This is a genomic window from Massilia eburnea (genome assembly GCF_009720745.1).
Classification (GTDB): Bacteria; Pseudomonadota; Gammaproteobacteria; order Burkholderiales; family Burkholderiaceae_D; genus Rugamonas; species Rugamonas eburnea.
On the sequence record NZ_WNKX01000034.1, the window covers coordinates 16,378 to 33,936 of the forward strand.

13 protein-coding genes are annotated in these 17,559 nt (G+C 60.8%); all 13 read right to left on the reverse strand.

Annotated features, from left to right (window positions below):
• Nucleotides 1-100 precede the first annotated feature (100 nt).
• Entirely contained in the window at nucleotides 101-1,042 is a 942-nt protein-coding gene (locus tag GM658_RS26220) for an NAD-dependent epimerase/dehydratase family protein (protein ID WP_170298989.1), read from the reverse strand.
• Nucleotides 1,011-6,188 (reverse strand): glycoside hydrolase family 99-like domain-containing protein, encoded by a 5,178-nt coding sequence (locus GM658_RS26225; protein WP_155457059.1) that lies wholly within the window; start codon nucleotides 6,186-6,188, stop codon nucleotides 1,011-1,013. The genes GM658_RS26220 and GM658_RS26225 overlap by 32 nt, the downstream gene beginning before the upstream one ends.
• The gene (locus tag GM658_RS26230) at nucleotides 6,178-7,566 is read right to left on the reverse strand and encodes an ABC transporter ATP-binding protein (protein ID WP_155457061.1); all 1,389 of its coding nucleotides are present in this window, start codon (nucleotides 7,564-7,566) and stop codon (nucleotides 6,178-6,180) included. Before GM658_RS26230 ends, GM658_RS26225 begins: the two co-directional genes overlap by 11 nt.
• Nucleotides 7,556-8,374: an ABC transporter permease gene (locus GM658_RS26235; RefSeq protein ID WP_155457063.1), complete on the reverse strand. Its 819-nt coding sequence runs from the start codon at nucleotides 8,372-8,374 to the stop codon at nucleotides 7,556-7,558. Before GM658_RS26235 ends, GM658_RS26230 begins: the two co-directional genes overlap by 11 nt.
• Complete coding sequence (rfbC, locus tag GM658_RS26240; protein ID WP_155457065.1) at nucleotides 8,374-8,922, reverse strand: dTDP-4-dehydrorhamnose 3,5-epimerase; 549 nt, start codon at nucleotides 8,920-8,922, stop codon at nucleotides 8,374-8,376. Before rfbC ends, GM658_RS26235 begins: the two co-directional genes overlap by 1 nt.
• On the reverse strand, nucleotides 8,922-9,803 hold the full coding sequence (gene rfbA / locus GM658_RS26245) for a glucose-1-phosphate thymidylyltransferase RfbA (RefSeq protein ID WP_155457067.1): 882 nt from the start codon (nucleotides 9,801-9,803) through the stop codon (nucleotides 8,922-8,924). The genes rfbC and rfbA overlap by 1 nt, the downstream gene beginning before the upstream one ends.
• An 11-nt stretch (nucleotides 9,804-9,814) precedes the next feature.
• The gene (rfbD, locus tag GM658_RS26250) at nucleotides 9,815-10,693 is read right to left on the reverse strand and encodes a dTDP-4-dehydrorhamnose reductase (protein WP_155457069.1); all 879 of its coding nucleotides are present in this window, start codon (nucleotides 10,691-10,693) and stop codon (nucleotides 9,815-9,817) included.
• Complete coding sequence (rfbB, locus tag GM658_RS26255) at nucleotides 10,690-11,748, reverse strand: dTDP-glucose 4,6-dehydratase (RefSeq protein ID WP_155457070.1); 1,059 nt, start codon at nucleotides 11,746-11,748, stop codon at nucleotides 10,690-10,692. Before rfbB ends, rfbD begins: the two co-directional genes overlap by 4 nt.
• Before the next feature lie 4 nt (nucleotides 11,749-11,752).
• Nucleotides 11,753-12,691, reverse strand: a complete 939-nt coding sequence (locus tag GM658_RS26260; protein ID WP_155457071.1) for a glycosyltransferase family 2 protein — start codon at nucleotides 12,689-12,691, stop codon at nucleotides 11,753-11,755.
• A 225-nt stretch (nucleotides 12,692-12,916) separates the two neighbouring features.
• Entirely contained in the window at nucleotides 12,917-13,924 is a 1,008-nt protein-coding gene (galE, locus tag GM658_RS26265; RefSeq protein WP_155457072.1) for a UDP-glucose 4-epimerase GalE, read from the reverse strand.
• A gap of 9 nt (nucleotides 13,925-13,933) precedes the next feature.
• Nucleotides 13,934-14,887, reverse strand: a complete 954-nt coding sequence (locus GM658_RS26270; protein ID WP_371865289.1) for a glycosyltransferase family 2 protein — start codon at nucleotides 14,885-14,887, stop codon at nucleotides 13,934-13,936.
• A 348-nt stretch (nucleotides 14,888-15,235) separates the two neighbouring features.
• On the reverse strand, nucleotides 15,236-16,435 hold the full coding sequence (locus tag GM658_RS26275; RefSeq protein ID WP_211841945.1) for a diguanylate cyclase domain-containing protein: 1,200 nt from the start codon (nucleotides 16,433-16,435) through the stop codon (nucleotides 15,236-15,238).
• Complete coding sequence (locus tag GM658_RS26280; RefSeq protein WP_170298991.1) at nucleotides 16,432-17,559, reverse strand: aminotransferase class III-fold pyridoxal phosphate-dependent enzyme; 1,128 nt, start codon at nucleotides 17,557-17,559, stop codon at nucleotides 16,432-16,434. Before GM658_RS26280 ends, GM658_RS26275 begins: the two co-directional genes overlap by 4 nt.

Below are 17,559 nucleotides of genomic sequence, written 5' to 3' on the forward strand. Positions count from 1 at the left end.
GTTCCGCGCTCGGCAAGCCGGCCGGAAAGGAGACTACCCTGTCTATCACGCAACATTTTTCTCACTTATATTTACGAAATAATCTTTCAATTCATCGCCGCTACAGGACATGGCTCTTGATCCATGTGGCCGTCCGCAAAAGGCCATCGACCAGCCCTGTCTGCGGCTGCCATCCGGATACCGCTGCCAGCTTCTCTGCTTGCAATACATTCCGTTCCACGTCCACAGCCCTGGCGGGAGTATGGCGCACTGCGACGTCGACACCCAGCGTTTGCTTGATCAGCCCGATCAACTGGTTGATCGACGTACCGACGCCGGTGCCAAGGTTATAAGTCTCGCCGCTTTCGCCGTGCGATGCGGCAGCCAGCAGGCCATCGACTGCATCATCGATATAGATGTAATCGCGCACGTTCTCACCATTTCCCCAGACCTCAATGGAGTCCCCTTTGAGGACCTTGTACAGCAGTGTCGCTACCAGACCCTGCCCGGTCAGCGGGCGCTGCCAGGCACCATAAGGATTGGCCAGACGCACCACGACATAATCGGTGCCATGCAGCCTGCGGTACAGGGCGAGGTATTGCTCGATCGCCAGTTTCACCACGCCGTATGAGCAGATCGGGTGGTTGGGTGCCAGCTCGGCAAGCATGTCCTCGCTGGTATGTCCATACACAGTGCCGCCGGAAGACACAAAGACCCATCGTACGGCACGTTCGCGGCAGTACTCGAAATAGCGCAGAGTGGTGCCAATGTCGTCGATCGCCTCCTGCGCCGCGCCTGCCGTGTTCGGCGACGGGCGGCCGGATGCGATCAGGTGGTACACCACCGCTTGAGCCAGGTGAGCCAGCAACTGCGGCGGCAGGTCGGCGAATTCGCCGATCACCTGCTCGGCCTCGGGCGGCCAGTCAGGCGAGGCTGTGCGCGCAAAGCACACCACCTGATGGCCCTGGCGCACCAGGGCATGCGCCAGGTTGACGCCGATGAAGCCGGAAGCCCCGAGAATAACGGCCTTGTTATGCGGCATAGGCGCCCTCGCGATGGACATCCCGCCGACGTGCCACCTTGAAATGGTCGCAGACCTGGTTGAGGTAGTCCTGCGCCTGGGCCACTGCAGCAGGTGACGGCGGCACAAGGCGCATCGCTTCCTGTTGCATGGCAATGATTTCATCGATATGGCGTGCCACTGCCAGTGCGCCGGTAACGCTGCTGTTGTGGCGGCGGTGCAGGTTGAGCGGCTTCTTGCTGTGGCAGACCTTGCCTTGCATCATGATGTGAAGGTACACCAGCCAGTCGCCGGCCACTTTCATCCCATACAACTGCTGCGCCAGCTCGTCCAGCGTCCGCTGCAGCGCGTGGCGGCGCATCAGCACTGCACTCACATTGGGAATGGTATTCTTGATACACATCGACTTGACGATCTCTTCCTTGCCGTCGCGGAAGTAATCGGTCAGGCAACAGTCGGAGGTGCTCAGCGTATATTCCAAGTAGCTGTCGGCCAGGATATTGCCCGCCGCATCCATCTGCTTCGACTGGCAGTACGCCAGCATGAGCTGTGGGTCGGCGAACGCAGTGGCCAGTTCCTGCAAGAAGCCAGGTTCACTCAAGTCGTCGGCCTCGGCAATCCATACCAGGTCGCCGGCGCAGGCGTCCACGCCCTTCTTCCATTGGCGGAACACCGAGCCCGAATTGGCTTCGTTGACAATCAGGCGCGCCTCCTGGCTGTGGCCAGCCAGATAATCCTCAATGGCTGCCACGCTGCCGTCCGGCGAGGCGTCATCCAGCACGATCACCTCATATACCGGATAGGCTTGCGAATAGATACTGTCGAGCCTTTGGCCAATATAGCGCTCGTATTTATAGTTGGGTACCACCACGGATACGCGCGGCATGCCGTTCAAATGGTGCACCAGGTCCAGTGCATAACGGCGCAGCGAAACGTCGGACGCGGCTACGCTGACCGGCGTGGCCAGCAGTTGAACCACCTTGCGCGCAAAGTCTGCCGTATCAAGATGCTCGGCGAGCAAGCCCTGGTGCGCTACGATGAAGTCGCTTGCGCCAGTGGTGCCGCTAAACGCCACCACTGGCGTGCCAGCCTCGGCCGATTCAAGCACCACGTTCGGGAATGGATCTTCGCGCGAAGTCAGCGCATAGACCGAGGCCGCCGCATAATACATCAAGGGATCACGTTCGAAGCCGGCCAGTATCACTTTGTCCTGCAGGCCCAGAGCTGCAATGCGCTGCTGCACCTGGCGTTCCATGTCGCGGTCAGCGTGGCCGATCCAGATGAAAGCGGTATTCGGACGCTGCGCCAGCACCTCGGCCGCCATCTCAACGAACAGGTCCGGGCCCTTGCGGCGGTCCATATAGGCGATGCTGAGCACAATCTCCGTGTCGACCGGCAACTGGTGCTTGGCGCAGACCAGGCGGTGCGCCTCGTCGCGCCGCTGTTTATACGGGTTCTTGCGCACCACGCCCTGGTGGCGCACCAGTGCGCGCGCGCCATCCACTGCGGCGATCTCGGTAAACTTCTGGTGCACCAGGTCGGCCGGGAACACCACCTTGTCGGCGTGCGCGGCGATCAAGGCGGCGTTGCTTTCCTGCTGCATATCGCGAATCACGCCAGGCAGCTCATGAATCAGGCTGAGTACCTTGAAGCCAAGCTGCTTCAGTTGCGGTACCACGCTGCCACTGACCACGGTACTGGTGATGGCATTGGTCGCGCCAGCGGAGCTGACCGCCTGCAGGAAGGCGGCAGTCTTCTCCGGGCCGGCCGCTTCCGCGCACAGGGTGTCGCCCACCGCAATGAAATCGTCGAGCAGGCGGCCGCCGCCCAGAGCCAGGATGTAAACCTTGAAGCCACAATCGCGCAGCTCCTTTGCCGTTTCCAGGATCAGGAACTGGGCGCCATGCGGATGGCAGTCGTGCGTCACCAGCAGCAAGGAGCCCAGCTGCTGGTTGCTGGTGGCCGACAGCGCATCGCGCGTGGCTTGCAGGTAGGCATAGCCGTAGCGCTGGTCCGGTTCCAGGTGCGCGCCTTCGGCCCATTCGTTCCAGGCATTGACAAAGATCAGGCGCTGGTCCGGATCCGGGCTCTGCTGGACTGTGTAATTGATCGCATTTTCCAGCCAGCGCTGGTACAGCTTTGGCGAACTGTTCTGGAAGATAGTGCCGCGGTTCTTGCGCCGCGCGGTGTTGTCCCAGGCCGGGCACACGCTGCGGTAAAGCTTGTAGTTAGGCTGTTTATACTGCTCGCTACGCTCGACAAACACGCGCCAGTCATAGACCGTGGCGGCGAAATCGTCGCGCAGCGGGACCACGGTATCAGTAATGTTCGGCGGGGCCGAATTGTTTGGCGGGAATTCGATCGCGGCATCAAAGCCGTACTTGGCCGGGTCTTCCACTTCGAACGACTGGGTGTAGGCCAGGTAGATTTCACCGATGCCGTTGTCGCGGCACCAGTTGCGCCAGCGCTGTGCGGTCTCGGCGGCCGAAGGCAGCAGGCTCGGGCGGTACACCAGCAGCAGCGGCTTGCCATCGACGCGGATATAGCGCGTGCTTTTCAGATAATCGGCCATGTGGGCGATGAACGCCAGGTCGTCTTCCGGGCTGTGTTCCTGCGCAATGAGAATCTCACTGTCCAGGCCATCCCAGCGGCGGCTCCAGTTTTCATTGGCCCAGCACAGGCAGAACGGCAAGTCGATCTCGCTGTCTTCCATGAAGTTGCGAATCGGCTGTTCCATCAGGCGATGGCCTGCGAACCAATAGAAGTAGAAGCAGAACCCTTCAATGCCATACAGCTTGGCCAGTTCCACCTGGCGCCGCTGCACTGCCGGATCGAGCAAGTTGTAGTTGCCCAGTTCGCCCGACACATGGGGCTGGTAATGACCCTCGAAATGCGGCTGCGCCGGCACCACGTTGGTCCACTCCGTAAAGCCTTTGCCCCACCAGGCATCGTTTTCCGGGAAGGCATGGAACTGCGGTAAATAGAAACAGATCAACTTGGCCTGCCGCTGCGGCAAAGGCTTGGCCTGCAACAAGGGCACATAGGTCACCGGTTCGAGCACATTGGGGCGCGCTTGCGCCAGCAATGCCGGGCTGGCCGCGCGCGTATCGCCGCGCTGGCCATTGGCCCAGGTACGGTATGCCAGCGTGTGGCGGAACAGGAATGGCACGCCGCGGAAAATGGCACTCTTGAGTTTTTGCTTGTTGCTGACCGACATAGGCAAGTGGCGCCACGCCTGGCGCGCCCGATCCGACAGCATCCCGCGCAACATCGGCGAAGAGGTGAGCGTTAAGCTGCGGCGGGCAGCGCGCAAGGGCTTGGTCAGGCGCCAGGACGAGCTCTGCATGATGTTCTCAATCTGCTCATGCTGGGTGCGCAATTCATGCTTGAGGCCGGCGATCTCGCTATCGCGTGCGCCGACAGCCTGGTGCAGCTCGAAGATTTGTGCCTCGTGTTCGCTCAGCTTGACCTGGCAGTCCTGGAACTGCTGCTCGCGCGCAGCCATGCTTTGCGCAGTTGCAATGGCAGTCTGGGTATCGACTTCCACCAGCTGCTGGCGCAGCGCTGCAATCTGGGCGTCGCGTTCGGCAATCGCAAGCGCCATCAGGCTGGCGCCGTCCGATTCCGCTTCGGCCATTTGCCGCTGCAAGGCGCTGACCCGGTCATTGCCGTCGGCGATGGCCTGGGCCAAAGCTTCGGCGTGCGCGGCATCGGCTTCGGCAATTTTCTGCTGCCCGGCGCTGGCATGTGCCAGGGCGGCAGCCGATGCTTCTTCGGCGGCAGCCAATTGCTGCTGCAAGACGCCAGCTTGCGCCAGGGCGGCGGCAGATGCCTCCTCGGCGGCAGCCAGTTGCTGCTGCAAGGCGCCAGCTTGCGCCAGGGCGGCGGCAGATGCCTCCTCGGCGGCAGCCAGTTTCTGCTGCAAGGCGCCAGCTTGTGCCTGGGCGGCGGCAGATAACTGTTCGGCAGCAGACAGTGTCTGCCGCAAGGCATTGGCTTGCGCATCGCGCTCTTGCAGCGCGACATGCATTTGTTCGATTTGGCTATCGCGTTCGCCAACTTTGAGATGCAGGGCGGTGATTTGGGCGTCGCGTTCCGACTTATCATGCTCGAGCGCAGCCACCTGGCCGGCCTGCTGCGTCAGCGCCAGTCCCAGTTCCTCGACCTTGCGGTCGCGTTCGCCCACTTTCAAGTGCAGCGCCACCAACTGCTCTTCATGCTGCGCGGCCTGGCCGGCCAATGTTGCCTGCAAGGCCTGCAAACCGCTATCGCGCTCGGCTATATCCTGCCAGAGCCGGGCCCGCTCATCTTCCAGGGCATTGGCATAGTCGACCAGTGCAGCGGTCCCGCACAAGCCGCGATCCAGGGCCGCCAGCTGCATTTGCCCTGCTTCATCCTCGAGCGCCGCTTCATCGCGCGCTACCGCTGAGAGCAAGCCGTACAGCTCGCCAACTGCAGCGGGAGCGCGACTATCGAGCTTCAGTTGCTGCAGCGAGAAACGCGTATGGCGCAGCCCAGCCTCCAGGAATTCGCTTTCAAATTCGCGTACCTCCGACGTTTCAGGCGCTGGCAGCGGCAAATCGATGGCCTTGGCAATCCTTGCCAGCTGCGCATAAGGCGCGTCCATGAACGCATCGTAGTCCACTACAATTCTTTCCATGCCGCGGCTTTGCAGCACGGCCGGCAACATATGCTGCAGCCAGAGCCAGTACGATTTCTCGGCTGGCGTTTCATTCCTGCTGCCGAGCGAGGCAGCCACGCTGGCCGGGTTGCGCAGGGCAATGACAAAGCTCACACGGCATTCGGTGGCGGCGAAAATCTCCAGCCAGAACGAAAGCAGGCGGCAGGTACGCGGGTCCTTGAAGCCCCAGATGCCCGCGCCGGCAGCCAGGCGCTCCTGCACAAGTTGTGCCGCTTTCAGCTTAAGGCGGCTCAGTTCCGGGCTGGCGGGCAAGGACTGCTGTGCCAGAGCCAGGCGGTCATAAGCCGAAGCCCGCAGTGTCAGCAGCTCTTCATTAATTTCCAGCACGCCGCTGTCTTCCCAAAAACCCTTGGGATTATCGAAGCCAGCCGGATGCAAATTGCTACCTAGTCCTACTCCCAGCAATCCAAGGCCGCGCGTGATGGCGCTGGTGCCACTGCGATGCATGCCCAGCACCACCACTAAACGATTTTGACTATGCTTCATTTACAACCACCTCTTCAATCCCCGGCACGCAGGAAAAGTCCATAATTCCAGTTAACAATCTCGAACTGTCAGGCATCACGCGGAACATCGCCACGTCGATCAGCCGGTGCAGGTATCCATCATCCCCATGAGTGCTGCCCATTACTCCTGCGTTCAGGAAATAGGTACCCGTGTTCAAGGCCGCGACAAAGGCAAACTCGACACGATAAACGGTCCCGGCGGCCACTGTGGCCAGGCAGTCCTTGAGCGCAATGGCCGACTGCGCGCCGCCCAGTTCAAGCCCCGACACCGTCTTGATCAGCATGCCGAAGCGCACATTATTGGCGCTACGGTCGAAACGCACCTCATACCGATAGCGATAACGCTTGCCGGCGATCAGAGAATTGACCTGCCGCCCACGCTGGTCGACGATGTGCGCATTTTCAATGTAAGCACCATGAGATTCATACTCGATGGTGCTGCTCGGCACCAGGCTCGGGTCATAAGACTCGCTCAGTCTGGTATCTTCCTGCGCCACGTCTTCCGGCGCGACGGACGTGCTGCCGTCCGCCTCGCCCACGTTGCTCCGCAGCCCCCCTAAGCGAATCTGTTCACGCAGGGCGCTGCGCTTGTCGGCCGGCGCATACAGCAGTTTCTGATATTGGCCGACGATCTGCTTCGGCATGCCCTCGGCGATTTTCTCGCCACTGTCGAGCAAAACGGCGCGGTCGCACAGTTCGACGATCTGGGAGCCCGAATGCGAAACGAACAGGATCGTGGCGCCATTTGCGCGGATCGCTTCGATGCGCGAGAAGCACTTGCGCTGGAAGAGCTCGTCGCCAACCGACAAGGCTTCGTCGACGATCAGGATTTCCGGGTCAACATTGATGGCCACGGCAAATGCCAGCCGCACCATCATGCCGCTGGAATAGGTCTTCACCGGCTGCTCGATAAAGTCACCGATATCGGCAAAGGCCGCGATGTCGGCAAAGCGCGCGTCCGTCTCCTGGCGACTCAGGCCGAGCACGGCTGCATTCAGGTAGACGTTCTCGCGGCCGGTAAATTCCGGATTGAAGCCGGAGCCCAGCTCCAGCAGGGCCGCGATGCGGCCATGGGTTTCCATGCTGCCGCCAGTCGGGTTCAGGGTGCCGCAGATGAGCTGCAGCAGAGTCGACTTGCCGCTGCCGTTGCGCCCGATGATACCGACCGTTTCGCCCTTTTTGACGTCAAAGGAGATATCCTTCAAAGCCCAGAAGTCGCGATGGTATTTCTTCGGACTGGCTCCTACCGCGCGCTGCAGGCGCGGCAGGATTGATTGCTTGAGCCGGTCATGCGGCTGGGCATATACCTGGAAGCACTTGCTCAGGTTCTGGACACGGATTGCGATTTCAGAGGACATCGGCAAATCCTTTACGGGTCTTCTGGAACCAGGCAAAACCGAGCCAGGCCATCACTGCCGAACCCAGCAGATAATAGCCCCACTCAACCAGGTCCGGTACGCGCCCCCAGTACAGCACTTCACGCGCCTGCTCGACGGCCGGCGTGAGCGGGTTGAACATCAATAGCCCCCGGTACTCCTCCGGCAGCGTACTGCCGGAGTAAAAAATCGGTGAAAGGAACATCAGTATCGTGGTCAGCACGCCAATGAACTGCGCCACGTCGCGCAGGTACACACCCAGCGAAGCCAGGGCCCAGCTGACGCCCAGCGTAAACAGCATCAGCGGTAGCAACACCAGCGGAAACAGCAGCACCGTCGGGTGCGGCACGCCGTTCAGCAGGCAGTACGCCAGCAACCAGACCAGGGTGCTGATCAGCGCGTGGAACAGGGCCGCACCGAGCGACACCCAAGGTAGTATTTCCAGGGGAAACACCACCTTCTTGACGTAGTTGACGTTCTGCAGGACCAAGGCCGGCGCCCGGTTAAAACATTCGGCAAAGAAATTGAACACGAGCAAGCCGGAAAATAGCACCAGCGCGAACTCGGTCTTGGAATCGCTGCCGGCACTCCAGCGCGCCTTGAACACCACGCTGAACACAAAGGTGTAGATCAACAGCATCAGCACCGGGTTGAGGAAGGACCAGACCAGCCCCATAATGGAGCCGCGGTAGCGCCCCACCACTTCGCGCTGGACCAAGGCGCGCGTCAGGGCACGGTGCTGCCACAGGCTCCCCAGCATGACGCGCGGTGAGATTGAGAACACTTGCATCAGTCGAATACCTCGGCCTCGCGCAAGGCCTTGCCCTGCGCATCCTTGACCGACAAGACTGGAGCGGCGCCGTCGAGCTGCCAGTCGATGGCCAACTCGGGGTCGTTCCATGCAATGCTGCGCTCATACTGCGGCGCGTAATAGTCGGTCGTTTTGTACAGGAATTCGGCGCTGTCGCTGAGTACGACAAAGCCATGGCCGAAGCCTTCCGGCACCCACAACTGGCGCTTATTGTCGGCGCTCAGGATTTCACCGACCCATTGGCCGAATGTTGGCGAGCTCTTACGCAAGTCGACTGCCACGTCGAACACGGTGCCGGACACCACACGCACCAGCTTGCCTTGTGGTTGCTGGATCTGGTAGTGCAGGCCGCGCAGCACACCTTTCAGCGAGCGCGAGTGGTTATCCTGGACGAAGGTAACACTGCGGCCAACGGCTTCATCAAAGCGGGCCTGGTTGAAGCTCTCCAGGAAAAAACCGCGCTCGTCGCCGAATACTTTCGGTTCGAACAGAACGACATCAGGAATGCGCAAACGGGTCGCGTTCATCAGTACACCCTCTCTTCCAGGATGCGCAGCAAGTACTGGCCATAGCCATTCTTGGCCAGCGGACGGGCAAGCTTTTCGAGCTGTTCAACGCCGATCCATTCCTGACGGAAGGCAATCTCCTCTGGGCAGGCGACCTTCAGGCCCTGGCGGTTTTCCAGGGTGGCGATGAACTGGCCCGCTTCGAGCAGCGATTCATGGGTACCAGTGTCGAGCCAGGCATAGCCGCGCCCCATGATCTCGACATTGAGCTTGCCCTGCTCAAGGTACAAGCGGTTCAGGTCGGTGATTTCCAGTTCACCGCGCGGCGATGGCTTCAGGCTTTTGGCCAGTTCCGCAACCTGGTTGTCGTAGAAGTACAAGCCGGTCACTGCATAATTCGACTTCGGCTTGGACGGTTTTTCTTCCAGCGACAGCACGCGGCGCTGCTCGTCGAATTCCGCCACGCCGTAACGCTCAGGATCATGCACGTGGTAGGCGAACACGCTGGCACCCTCGGTGCGGCCCATGGCATTGCCCAGCAAGTCCTGAAATTCGTGGCCGTAGAAAATGTTATCGCCCAACACCAGTGCCGACGGCGCGCCATCCAGGAAACGTTCGCCAATGATGAAAGCCTGGGCCAGGCCATCGGGCGATTCCTGCACGGCGTATTCCAACTTAAGGCCCCATTGCTCGCCGTTGCCCAGCAATTGCTGGAAGCGTGGCGTATCCTGCGGCGTGGAGATGATCAGGATGTCGCGGATACCGGCCAGCATCAGGGTGCTGAGCGGGTAATAGATCATCGGCTTGTCGAACACCGGCAGCAACTGCTTGCTGATCGCCAGGGTGGCAGGATGGAGGCGTGTGCCGGAGCCGCCGGCGAGGATGATGCCTTTGCGTTTCATTCTTTGTCCGTTCAGGAAAGTTGTTCAATGAGGCGATCGACGTGGATCTTCCAGTCTGGAAGCTGCAGGTCGAGGGCGCCGCTCAGCTTGCTGGTGTCAAGCCGGGAATTCTTTGGCCGCTTGGCCGGCAGCGGGTATGCTTCGGTCGGGATCGGCTTGATCTGCGCCGGATCAACCTTGATGGCCGCGCCGCGCGCCCTGGCGCGTTCGATCGCATAGCTGGCCAGGCCGTGCCAGCTGGTGGCGCCCGACGCAGTCAGGTGGTAGATACCGCCGGCCAAGGCACCGCGGCGGTAAGCCGCCAGCGCCAGCGCCGTGACATCGGCGATCAGCTCGGCCGAGGTCGGCGCGCCAATCTGGTCGGCAACCACGTTCAGGCTGTCGCGCTCACCAGCCAGGCGCAGCATGGTCTTGATGAAATTACCGCCGTGGGCAGAGAACACCCAGCTGGTACGGAACACCAGGGCCCGGCAGCCGCTGGCCAGGATGGCTTCTTCGCCGGCGCGCTTGCTGCGCCCATAGGCGCTTTGCGGCGCGGTAGCGTCGTCTTCCACATACGGCGAATCCTTGTCGCCGTCAAAGACGTAATCGGTCGAGTAATGAACCAGCAAGGCGCCATGGGCGCTGGCGTACTCGGCCATGGCGGCCACGGCGGCGGCGTTGACCGCCAGCGCGCCGGTCTCGTCGGCCTCGGCGCGGTCAACCGCCGTATAGGCCGAGGCATTGACGATGACGTCGGCGCCTTGCTGCGCAAGCACCTGCTTCACCGCAGCCAGGTCGCCCAGGTCCAGCCCATCGCGGCCCAGCGCCACCAGCTCTCCCAAGGGCAGCAGGGTACGCTGCAACTCCTGGCCAACCTGGCCATTCTTGCCGATCAGGAGGATCTTCATGCGTATTGCTTCTCGACCCAGTTGCGATAATTGCCGCTGGTGACATTCTGCACCCAGTCCGCATTGGCCAGATACCACTGCACGGTCTTGCGGATGCCGGTCTCGAAGGTCTCGGCCGGCTTCCAGCCCAGTTCACGTTCCAGCTTGCTCGCGTCGATGGCGTAGCGCTTGTCGTGGCCCGGACGGTCCTTGACGAAGGTGATCTGGGTCTTGTACGACTGCGCGTCGCTGCGGGGCTGCAGTTCGTCGAGGATGGCGCACAGGGTGTGCACGACATCGAGGTTGGCCTTCTCGTTCCAGCCGCCGACATTATAAGTTTCGCCCAGCACGCCCGCTTCCAGCACGCGGCGGATGGCGCTGCAATGGTCCTTGACGTACAGCCAGTCGCGGATCTGCTGGCCGTCGCCATAGATTGGCAAGGCCTTGCCCGACAGCGCGTTGTGGATCACCAGGGGAATCAGCTTTTCCGGGAAATGGTAAGGACCGTAATTGTTCGAGCAATTGGTGGTCAGCACCGGCATGCCATAGGTATGGTGGTAGGCGCGCACCAGGTGGTCGCTGGCCGCCTTGCTGGCAGAGTAAGGGCTGTTCGGTTCATAACGGTGCTGCTCGGTGAAGGCCGGCGCATCCGGCTCCAGAGACCCGTACACTTCGTCAGTCGACACGTGCAGGAAACGGAAGGCGGCTTTGGCCTCGCCTTCCAGGGCGCCCCAGTAGGCGCGCGCAGCTTCCAGCAGGTTGAAGGTGCCGACGATGTTAGTCTGGATGAATTCGCCAGGGCCGAGAATCGAACGGTCAACGTGGCTTTCCGCAGCAAAATTCAGGATCGCACGCGGCTGGTGTTCAGCCAGCAGGGCCGCAACACGCTGCTTGTCGCCGATGTCGGCGCGTACGAATACATGGTTCGCATTGCCTTCCAGGCTGCGCAGGTTGTCCAGGTTGCCCGCGTAGGTCAGGGCGTCGATATTAACGACTTTCTCGTCAGATTGCGCCAGCCAGTCGAGGACGAAGTTGCTACCGATGAAGCCGGCGCCGCCGGTTACCAAAATAGTCATATTGTCAGATCTTCTTAAAAATTGCCGCCGCTAGTAGGCCGAGATTGCCCAATAGTGTTTGGCGGTAAATACCGGATTTCTTCAAACCAATCAGCCGTGGCACCAACGACCGCTTTCTGGCCTGGGCCAATAAATCCAGCGTGTGGCGGCTTTCCGGCGTGAGGTGGGGATGCAAATGTTGCAATGCTACCAAATGACGGTCATTCCAGGTGCGCAAGTGCCCCCGCCACAACATACGAATGCGCACCAGACGTGCGGCCCAGGTCGAATTCGTACCGACAGCATTATTGTCATGCTGGCGATAACGCAGCGAGGGATAGGCATCGTAATTCACCACGCCTCCGCAGCCTGTCACCACCATATAGGCCCAGCTGTCATGCGAGACCACTTCCACATTTTCCCCTGCCTTACACAGCAGGCGGCGCGCAGCGTCGTTGAACACCATGGTGTTGGCGCCGGCAATACTCTGGATCAAAGCATTGGCAAAGCTGGGCGGCTTGGAAAACAGAGGCGACAGGCCCATGTCGCGGTTCCCTGCATCGACCAGGCGGGTGCGCGAACAATACAGCGCCGGAACACCCTCGGGAACACTGCGCAGCCATGCTACCGCCCGCTGCAATTTATCAGCCTCCCAAATGTCATCCTGATCCGAAAATGCATAAAATTCAGCCTGAATATCGTTCCTGCACGCCAAGGAAAGGAAATTCGAAACGAATCCTTCCGCAGGGCCATAATTAATGGAAATACGCCCATTCCCCCACTTCTCCTGGTAACGCTCCAGGATCGTGTGCGTATTGTCGTGCGAGCCATCATCGGATACCCACACTTCCCAATTTCTGTGCGTTTGCCCTTCAATGGAGTCCAGTTGCTCTGACAAATAATGTTGTCCATGATACGTACAAAGCAAAATTGCCACTTTTGGCAGAGCGTCGTTAACATCCATAATAAAGAGACCTCTTCGCTTGGAGGCACATTAGCCCACCAAACTTATTTCTTTCGCTGGAATGGGACCTACCGACCACCAAAACCCAGCACGAACATTCTGCAAGCCATTGAAAATTTGGCCAATATTCTAACATCTTGACACAAGTGCCGGCAAACCAGTCCAAACTGGCATGCACATTGCAATTTAGGCTTTCGCCCGCCTCAAGTAAACCACCTGGCCATCTCAGTCGTACCCCTTCGGATTTTGCTTCTGCCAATTCCAATGATCGCGGCACATGACCTCCAGGCCCCGCTCCGCCTTCCAGCCCAGGTCGCGCTCGGCCCTGTCCGGGTTGGCATAGCAAACCGCCACATCGCCGGGGCGCCTTGGGGAGATGCGATACGGAATTGCCTGCCCGCTGGCGCTTTCGAAAGCCTTGACCACCTCCAGAACGCTGTAACCGTTGCCGGTGCCGAGATTGATTGCAGTGCATTGCGGCGCGTCGAGCCGCTGCAAGGCCTTCAGGTGCCCCGCTGCCAGGTCCACCACATGTATATAGTCGCGCACGCCCGTTCCGTCGCTGGTCGGGTAATCGTTGCCCCAAACGTTCAGGAATTCACGCCTGCCAACCGCCACCTGCGCCACAAAAGGCATCAGGTTGTTCGGCACGCCCTGCGGATTTTCGCCGATCAGGCCGCTTTCATGCGCGCCTACAGGGTTGAAATAGCGCAGGATCGCAATGCGCCAGCTTGGGTCGGCGCGATAAACGTCGCGCAGCATGTCTTCAATGAAAAGCTTGCTGCGGCCATATGGATTGGTTGCCGAAAGCGGATGATCCTCGGTCAGGGGCAGGCGCTGCGGTTCGCCATATACGGTCGCCGAAGAACTGAAAACGAGGGTGCGCACGCCGCAGTCACGCATCGCCATCAGCAAACGATGGGTGCCAATCACATTGCAGTCATAGTAGGCCAGAGGCTGTTCAACCGACTCGCCAACTGCTTTCAGGCCGGCAAAGTGCACCACCGCCTCGCACTGGTAGCGACGCAAGGCCGCTGCAACGGCAGCCTGGTCACGGATATCGCCCTCCACCAGCGTGGGCCGACGGCCGGTGATGCGCTCGATTCGCGCCAATGCTTCCGGGTGGCTGTTACTGAAATTATCGAACACCACGATCTCGTGCCCGGCCTCAATCAGTTCCACACAGGTGTGGGAACCAATATAGCCTGCTCCGCCAGTAACCAGGATCTTCATGTAATGTGCTCAGACTTTATTAAAGATGGCAGCCGCCAGCAGGCCGATATTGCCGAGCCGGGTCTGGCGATGCACGCCGCTGCGATTCAAATTGAACAAGCGCGGCAGTAAGGACATCTTACGCGCCGCGACAAACTGCCTGAGTATTTCGCGGTTTTCCGCTGTCAGCCTGCTATCCAATCGGCCCAAAGCCTCGATATGGACGTTGTTCCAAATCCGGAAGCGGCCCTGCCATTGCATTCCCAGGCGCTTGAACCGCGCCCGCCACCCATCATTCATACCGATGACATTCGCTCCATGCTGCCGATAGCGAAGGGTCGGTACCTCGTCATAAAAGACCTTTCCGCCACAACCGGTTACCACCATATATGTCCACCAGTCGTGGGTAATAATCGAACATTGCTGACCTGCCACCTGCATTAAAGCCCGCGCGGCTTGATTGAACACCATGGTATTACCGCCCGCAATGCTCTGGATTAAGGCGTTGGCAAAACATGGGGGCCTGCTGAATAATGGGGATAAACCGATTTCCTTATTATCGCCATCCACCAGCCTGGTGCGTCCGCAATATAATGCCGGCATATCGGACGGAACGCTTTTTAGCCAGTGCACCGCACGTTCCAGTTTCTCCGCTTCCCAAATATCGTCCTGGTCCGAGTAGGCATAATAATCAGCCTCGATATTTTTATTGCAAATCAGCGCCAGGAAATTGGCTTCAAAGCCCGCTTTTGGGCCGGAAAGGAGCGACAGACGCCCGGCGGGCCATTTGGACTGGTAGCCTTCAAGAATCGTCCTGGTGGCGTCACTTGAGCCGTCGTCCGAAGCCCAGACCGCCCAGTTGTCGTGCGTCTGAATCGCGAACGAGTCAAGTTGTTCAGCGAGGTACTGCTGCCCGTTGTAGGTTCCAAGCAGAATCGCGACCTTGGCTGGTCCACCAACATTTTTTGCATTTAGTTGGTCCACCAACCCTCCCAAACAGTTAAATCGGCGCAGTATATCAAGCCTGCAAATTATCAATCTACTACAAAATATTCGCGCCGCAGCATATTCAAATGAACATTAATGACATATTGTCACATGACAAACTTGCTGCGCCGCCACATAAGTCAGCAATGATAACCCAGCCTGGGAACCAGGGTCGTTTTTTTGCCTAGCGGCAATCAAGCACTTCAGCGTCTGCAGCGCGCAGGGCGCAGCGTGCCGATGAGTTGCGGCGGCATTTCCTGCATGGCGGTGCGCATGCCGCTGAAGTCGGGCTTTCCGTGCCTTCCGGCGCGGCATTGTGCATGGTGTCGAGTCAGGGATGCGGTATCAGGCCGCCGTGGCTTTCCGCAGGGCCTTGGCGGCGTACATGGCCTGGTCGGCATGCCGCATCAGCTGGTCGATCACTTCGCCGTGTTCGGGATACAGAGCGATGCCGATGCTGGCGTGCGGCTGCAAGGTGCGGCCGGACAGCGCCAGCGGGGTGGCGATCACCTGCCGGATCTTGCCAGCCACCGCCTCGGCCTGGGCCAGGTCGGCCACGTTCTCCAGCAGGGCCACGAACTCGTCGCCGCCGATGCGCGCCACGGTGTCAGCCTCGCGCACGCAGGAGGTGATGCGGCGCGCTATCGCATGCAGCAGTTGGTCGCCCACCAGATGGCCGTGCTCATCGTTGACCTGCTTGAAATCGTCCAGGTCGATGAACAGCAAGGCACCACGCGACTGGCCGCGCCGGCAGCGCGCGATGGCCGACAGGATGCGGTCCTGGAACAGACGGCGGTTGGGCAGGCCGGTCAGCTCGTCGTAGCGCGCCGCGTGCGACAGGTCAGCGTGCAGCGCCAGCCTTTCGATCACGGCGCCGGCCTGGCCGGCGGCAAATTCCAGCAAGTCGATTTCCTGCGCCGACAGGGCGCCCGGGCGCTGCAGGTCCAGCCGCATCTCGCCGAAGGCGATGCCGGAGGCCGGCAGGGTAACGTGGCGCCAGCCGGCCGCCTCGTGCGGCGCTGCGTCCTCGTGCGCGCTGGCATAGGCAACGCGCTCGCCCGGCTGCAGCACAACCACCATGCCGCGCAAGGGCAGCAGGTCGCGCAGGATCTCGTCGAAGGCGCGAAACAGTTCCGGCAGCGCCTCGGCGCGGTGGGCTGCCGTCGCCAGGGACAGCATGCCGGCCTGGCGCAGCTCCGCCATTTTGCGCTCACTGACATCGCGCGCCACCCCGATGCGCAGGCGATCCTGCGGCGACCAGCGCGCGGTCCACATGATGTGGGCCACGCTGCCATCCTTGCGCAGGTAGCGGTTCTCGAAGCCCAGGCCGGGGCGGCCATTCAGCACATGGCCCATTTCGGCAATGGTGCGCTCCTTGTCGTCCGGGTGGATGAAGTCGAGGATGACGCGGCCGATCATTTCTTCCGGCGCATAGCCGAAAATTGCCCGGCAGGCAGGATTGACAAAAGCAATACGCCCGCCCTCTTCCACCATGAAGACGGCATCCAGCAAAAGCTCGGGCAGGCGTTCCAGTGCGCTAGTCATGAGACGAGCATACAGCACTCGGCTATCTTTTGGCATGCCAGCCGCAGGTTCGCCGGCGCGATTGTGACAGGCGGCAGCAGCCGCAGCTGGCGGTTATGAAAGCCAATACACACCCCCGCCCCCAGTACAGCCCTGGCGCAGGCCGCCGCCTGTTCAGCTGTCGGGAAAGTCAGAATCCACATTGCGCCCTTGCCGCTCAGGACAATGGGGCCTTCGGCCAGCGCCGGCAACAGCTGCTGCTGCACCGTGCTTTCGATCGCCCGCACCCGGGCCTCCGGCTCAAGCGCCCTCAGGCAGGACAAGGTCGCCTTGACCGCTGCCGCTGCCAAGGCATTGTTGGAGAAGGTGCTGCCCAACAGCATGCGCGGCGCAATCGCGATACCGTCCCGTACCGCCACGCCGGCCACCGGAAAACCGTTGCCGCAAGCCTTGCCGAACACAATAATGTCCGGCCGCACGCCGTGCTGCAGGAAACAGAAACTGGGGCCGGTCCGGTGGAAACCAGTTAACACTTCGTCGTACACCAGCAACGCTCCATGCTGTGCGGCCAAAGCACTTAGCGCCTGGTAAAAGACGGGCCCGCCCTCCCAGCCAAAGGAAGTGGCATGGACCGGTTCCACGAAAATTGCCGCGATCCCGCCGCGGCGCAGGCGCACCCCAGCCTCGGCAAGCGTCTGCGCCTCATCGACGCCGCGGCCGCAGGGTACCCGGTGCACCTGCGGAATGGCCAGGCCATCGCCATTATCCCAGCCCAGGGCAGCGGTGAAAAAGGATTTGCCGTGCATGGCCCCGGCAAACCCCACGGCCCCGTTCCGCGCCGTCAGGGTGCGCGCGATGCGCAAGGCCTGTTCGTTCGCTTCCATGCCGGTCGAGGCCAGGCTGGCCAGGAGGTAGCCTTCCGGCAGGAAGCCATTCATGGCCGCGCGCATTTCCTGTACCATGGGCGTAGCGTAGCCGCCGGTGATCCATACCTTGTCGAGCTGTCGCTGGAGCGCGTCGCGCACGTCCGGATGGCGATGCCCCAGCCACACAGTGCCATGCGCGGTAAACAAATCAATCAGGGTTCGGCCATCGGCGGTATGCAGCACGTCGCCCTGCGCATCGACGATGCTGAAGGAGTCCAA

Excerpts from the sequence above, each read along its gene's own strand:
- rfbD (WP_155457069.1), bottom strand. The coding sequence starts at position 10,693 with ATGAAGATCCTCCTGATCGGCAAGAATGGCCAGGTTGGCCAGGAGTTG.
- GM658_RS26235 (WP_155457063.1), bottom strand. The coding sequence starts at position 8,374 with ATGCAAGTGTTCTCAATCTCACCGCGCGTCATGCTGGGGAGCCTGTGG.
- GM658_RS26260 (WP_155457071.1), bottom strand. The coding sequence starts at position 12,691 with ATGGATGTTAACGACGCTCTGCCAAAAGTGGCAATTTTGCTTTGTACG.
- GM658_RS26275 (WP_211841945.1), bottom strand. The coding sequence starts at position 16,435 with ATGACTAGCGCACTGGAACGCCTGCCCGAGCTTTTGCTGGATGCCGTC.
- galE (WP_155457072.1), bottom strand. The coding sequence starts at position 13,924 with ATGAAGATCCTGGTTACTGGCGGAGCAGGCTATATTGGTTCCCACACC.
- GM658_RS26225 (WP_155457059.1), bottom strand. The coding sequence starts at position 6,188 with ATGAAGCATAGTCAAAATCGTTTAGTGGTGGTGCTGGGCATGCATCGC.
- rfbB (WP_155457070.1), bottom strand. The coding sequence starts at position 11,748 with ATGACTATTTTGGTAACCGGCGGCGCCGGCTTCATCGGTAGCAACTTC.
- rfbA (WP_155457067.1), bottom strand. The coding sequence starts at position 9,803 with ATGAAACGCAAAGGCATCATCCTCGCCGGCGGCTCCGGCACACGCCTC.
- GM658_RS26220 (WP_170298989.1), bottom strand. The coding sequence starts at position 1,042 with ATGTCCATCGCGAGGGCGCCTATGCCGCATAACAAGGCCGTTATTCTC.
- rfbC (WP_155457065.1), bottom strand. The coding sequence starts at position 8,922 with ATGAACGCGACCCGTTTGCGCATTCCTGATGTCGTTCTGTTCGAACCG.
- GM658_RS26230 (WP_155457061.1), bottom strand. The coding sequence starts at position 7,566 with ATGTCCTCTGAAATCGCAATCCGTGTCCAGAACCTGAGCAAGTGCTTC.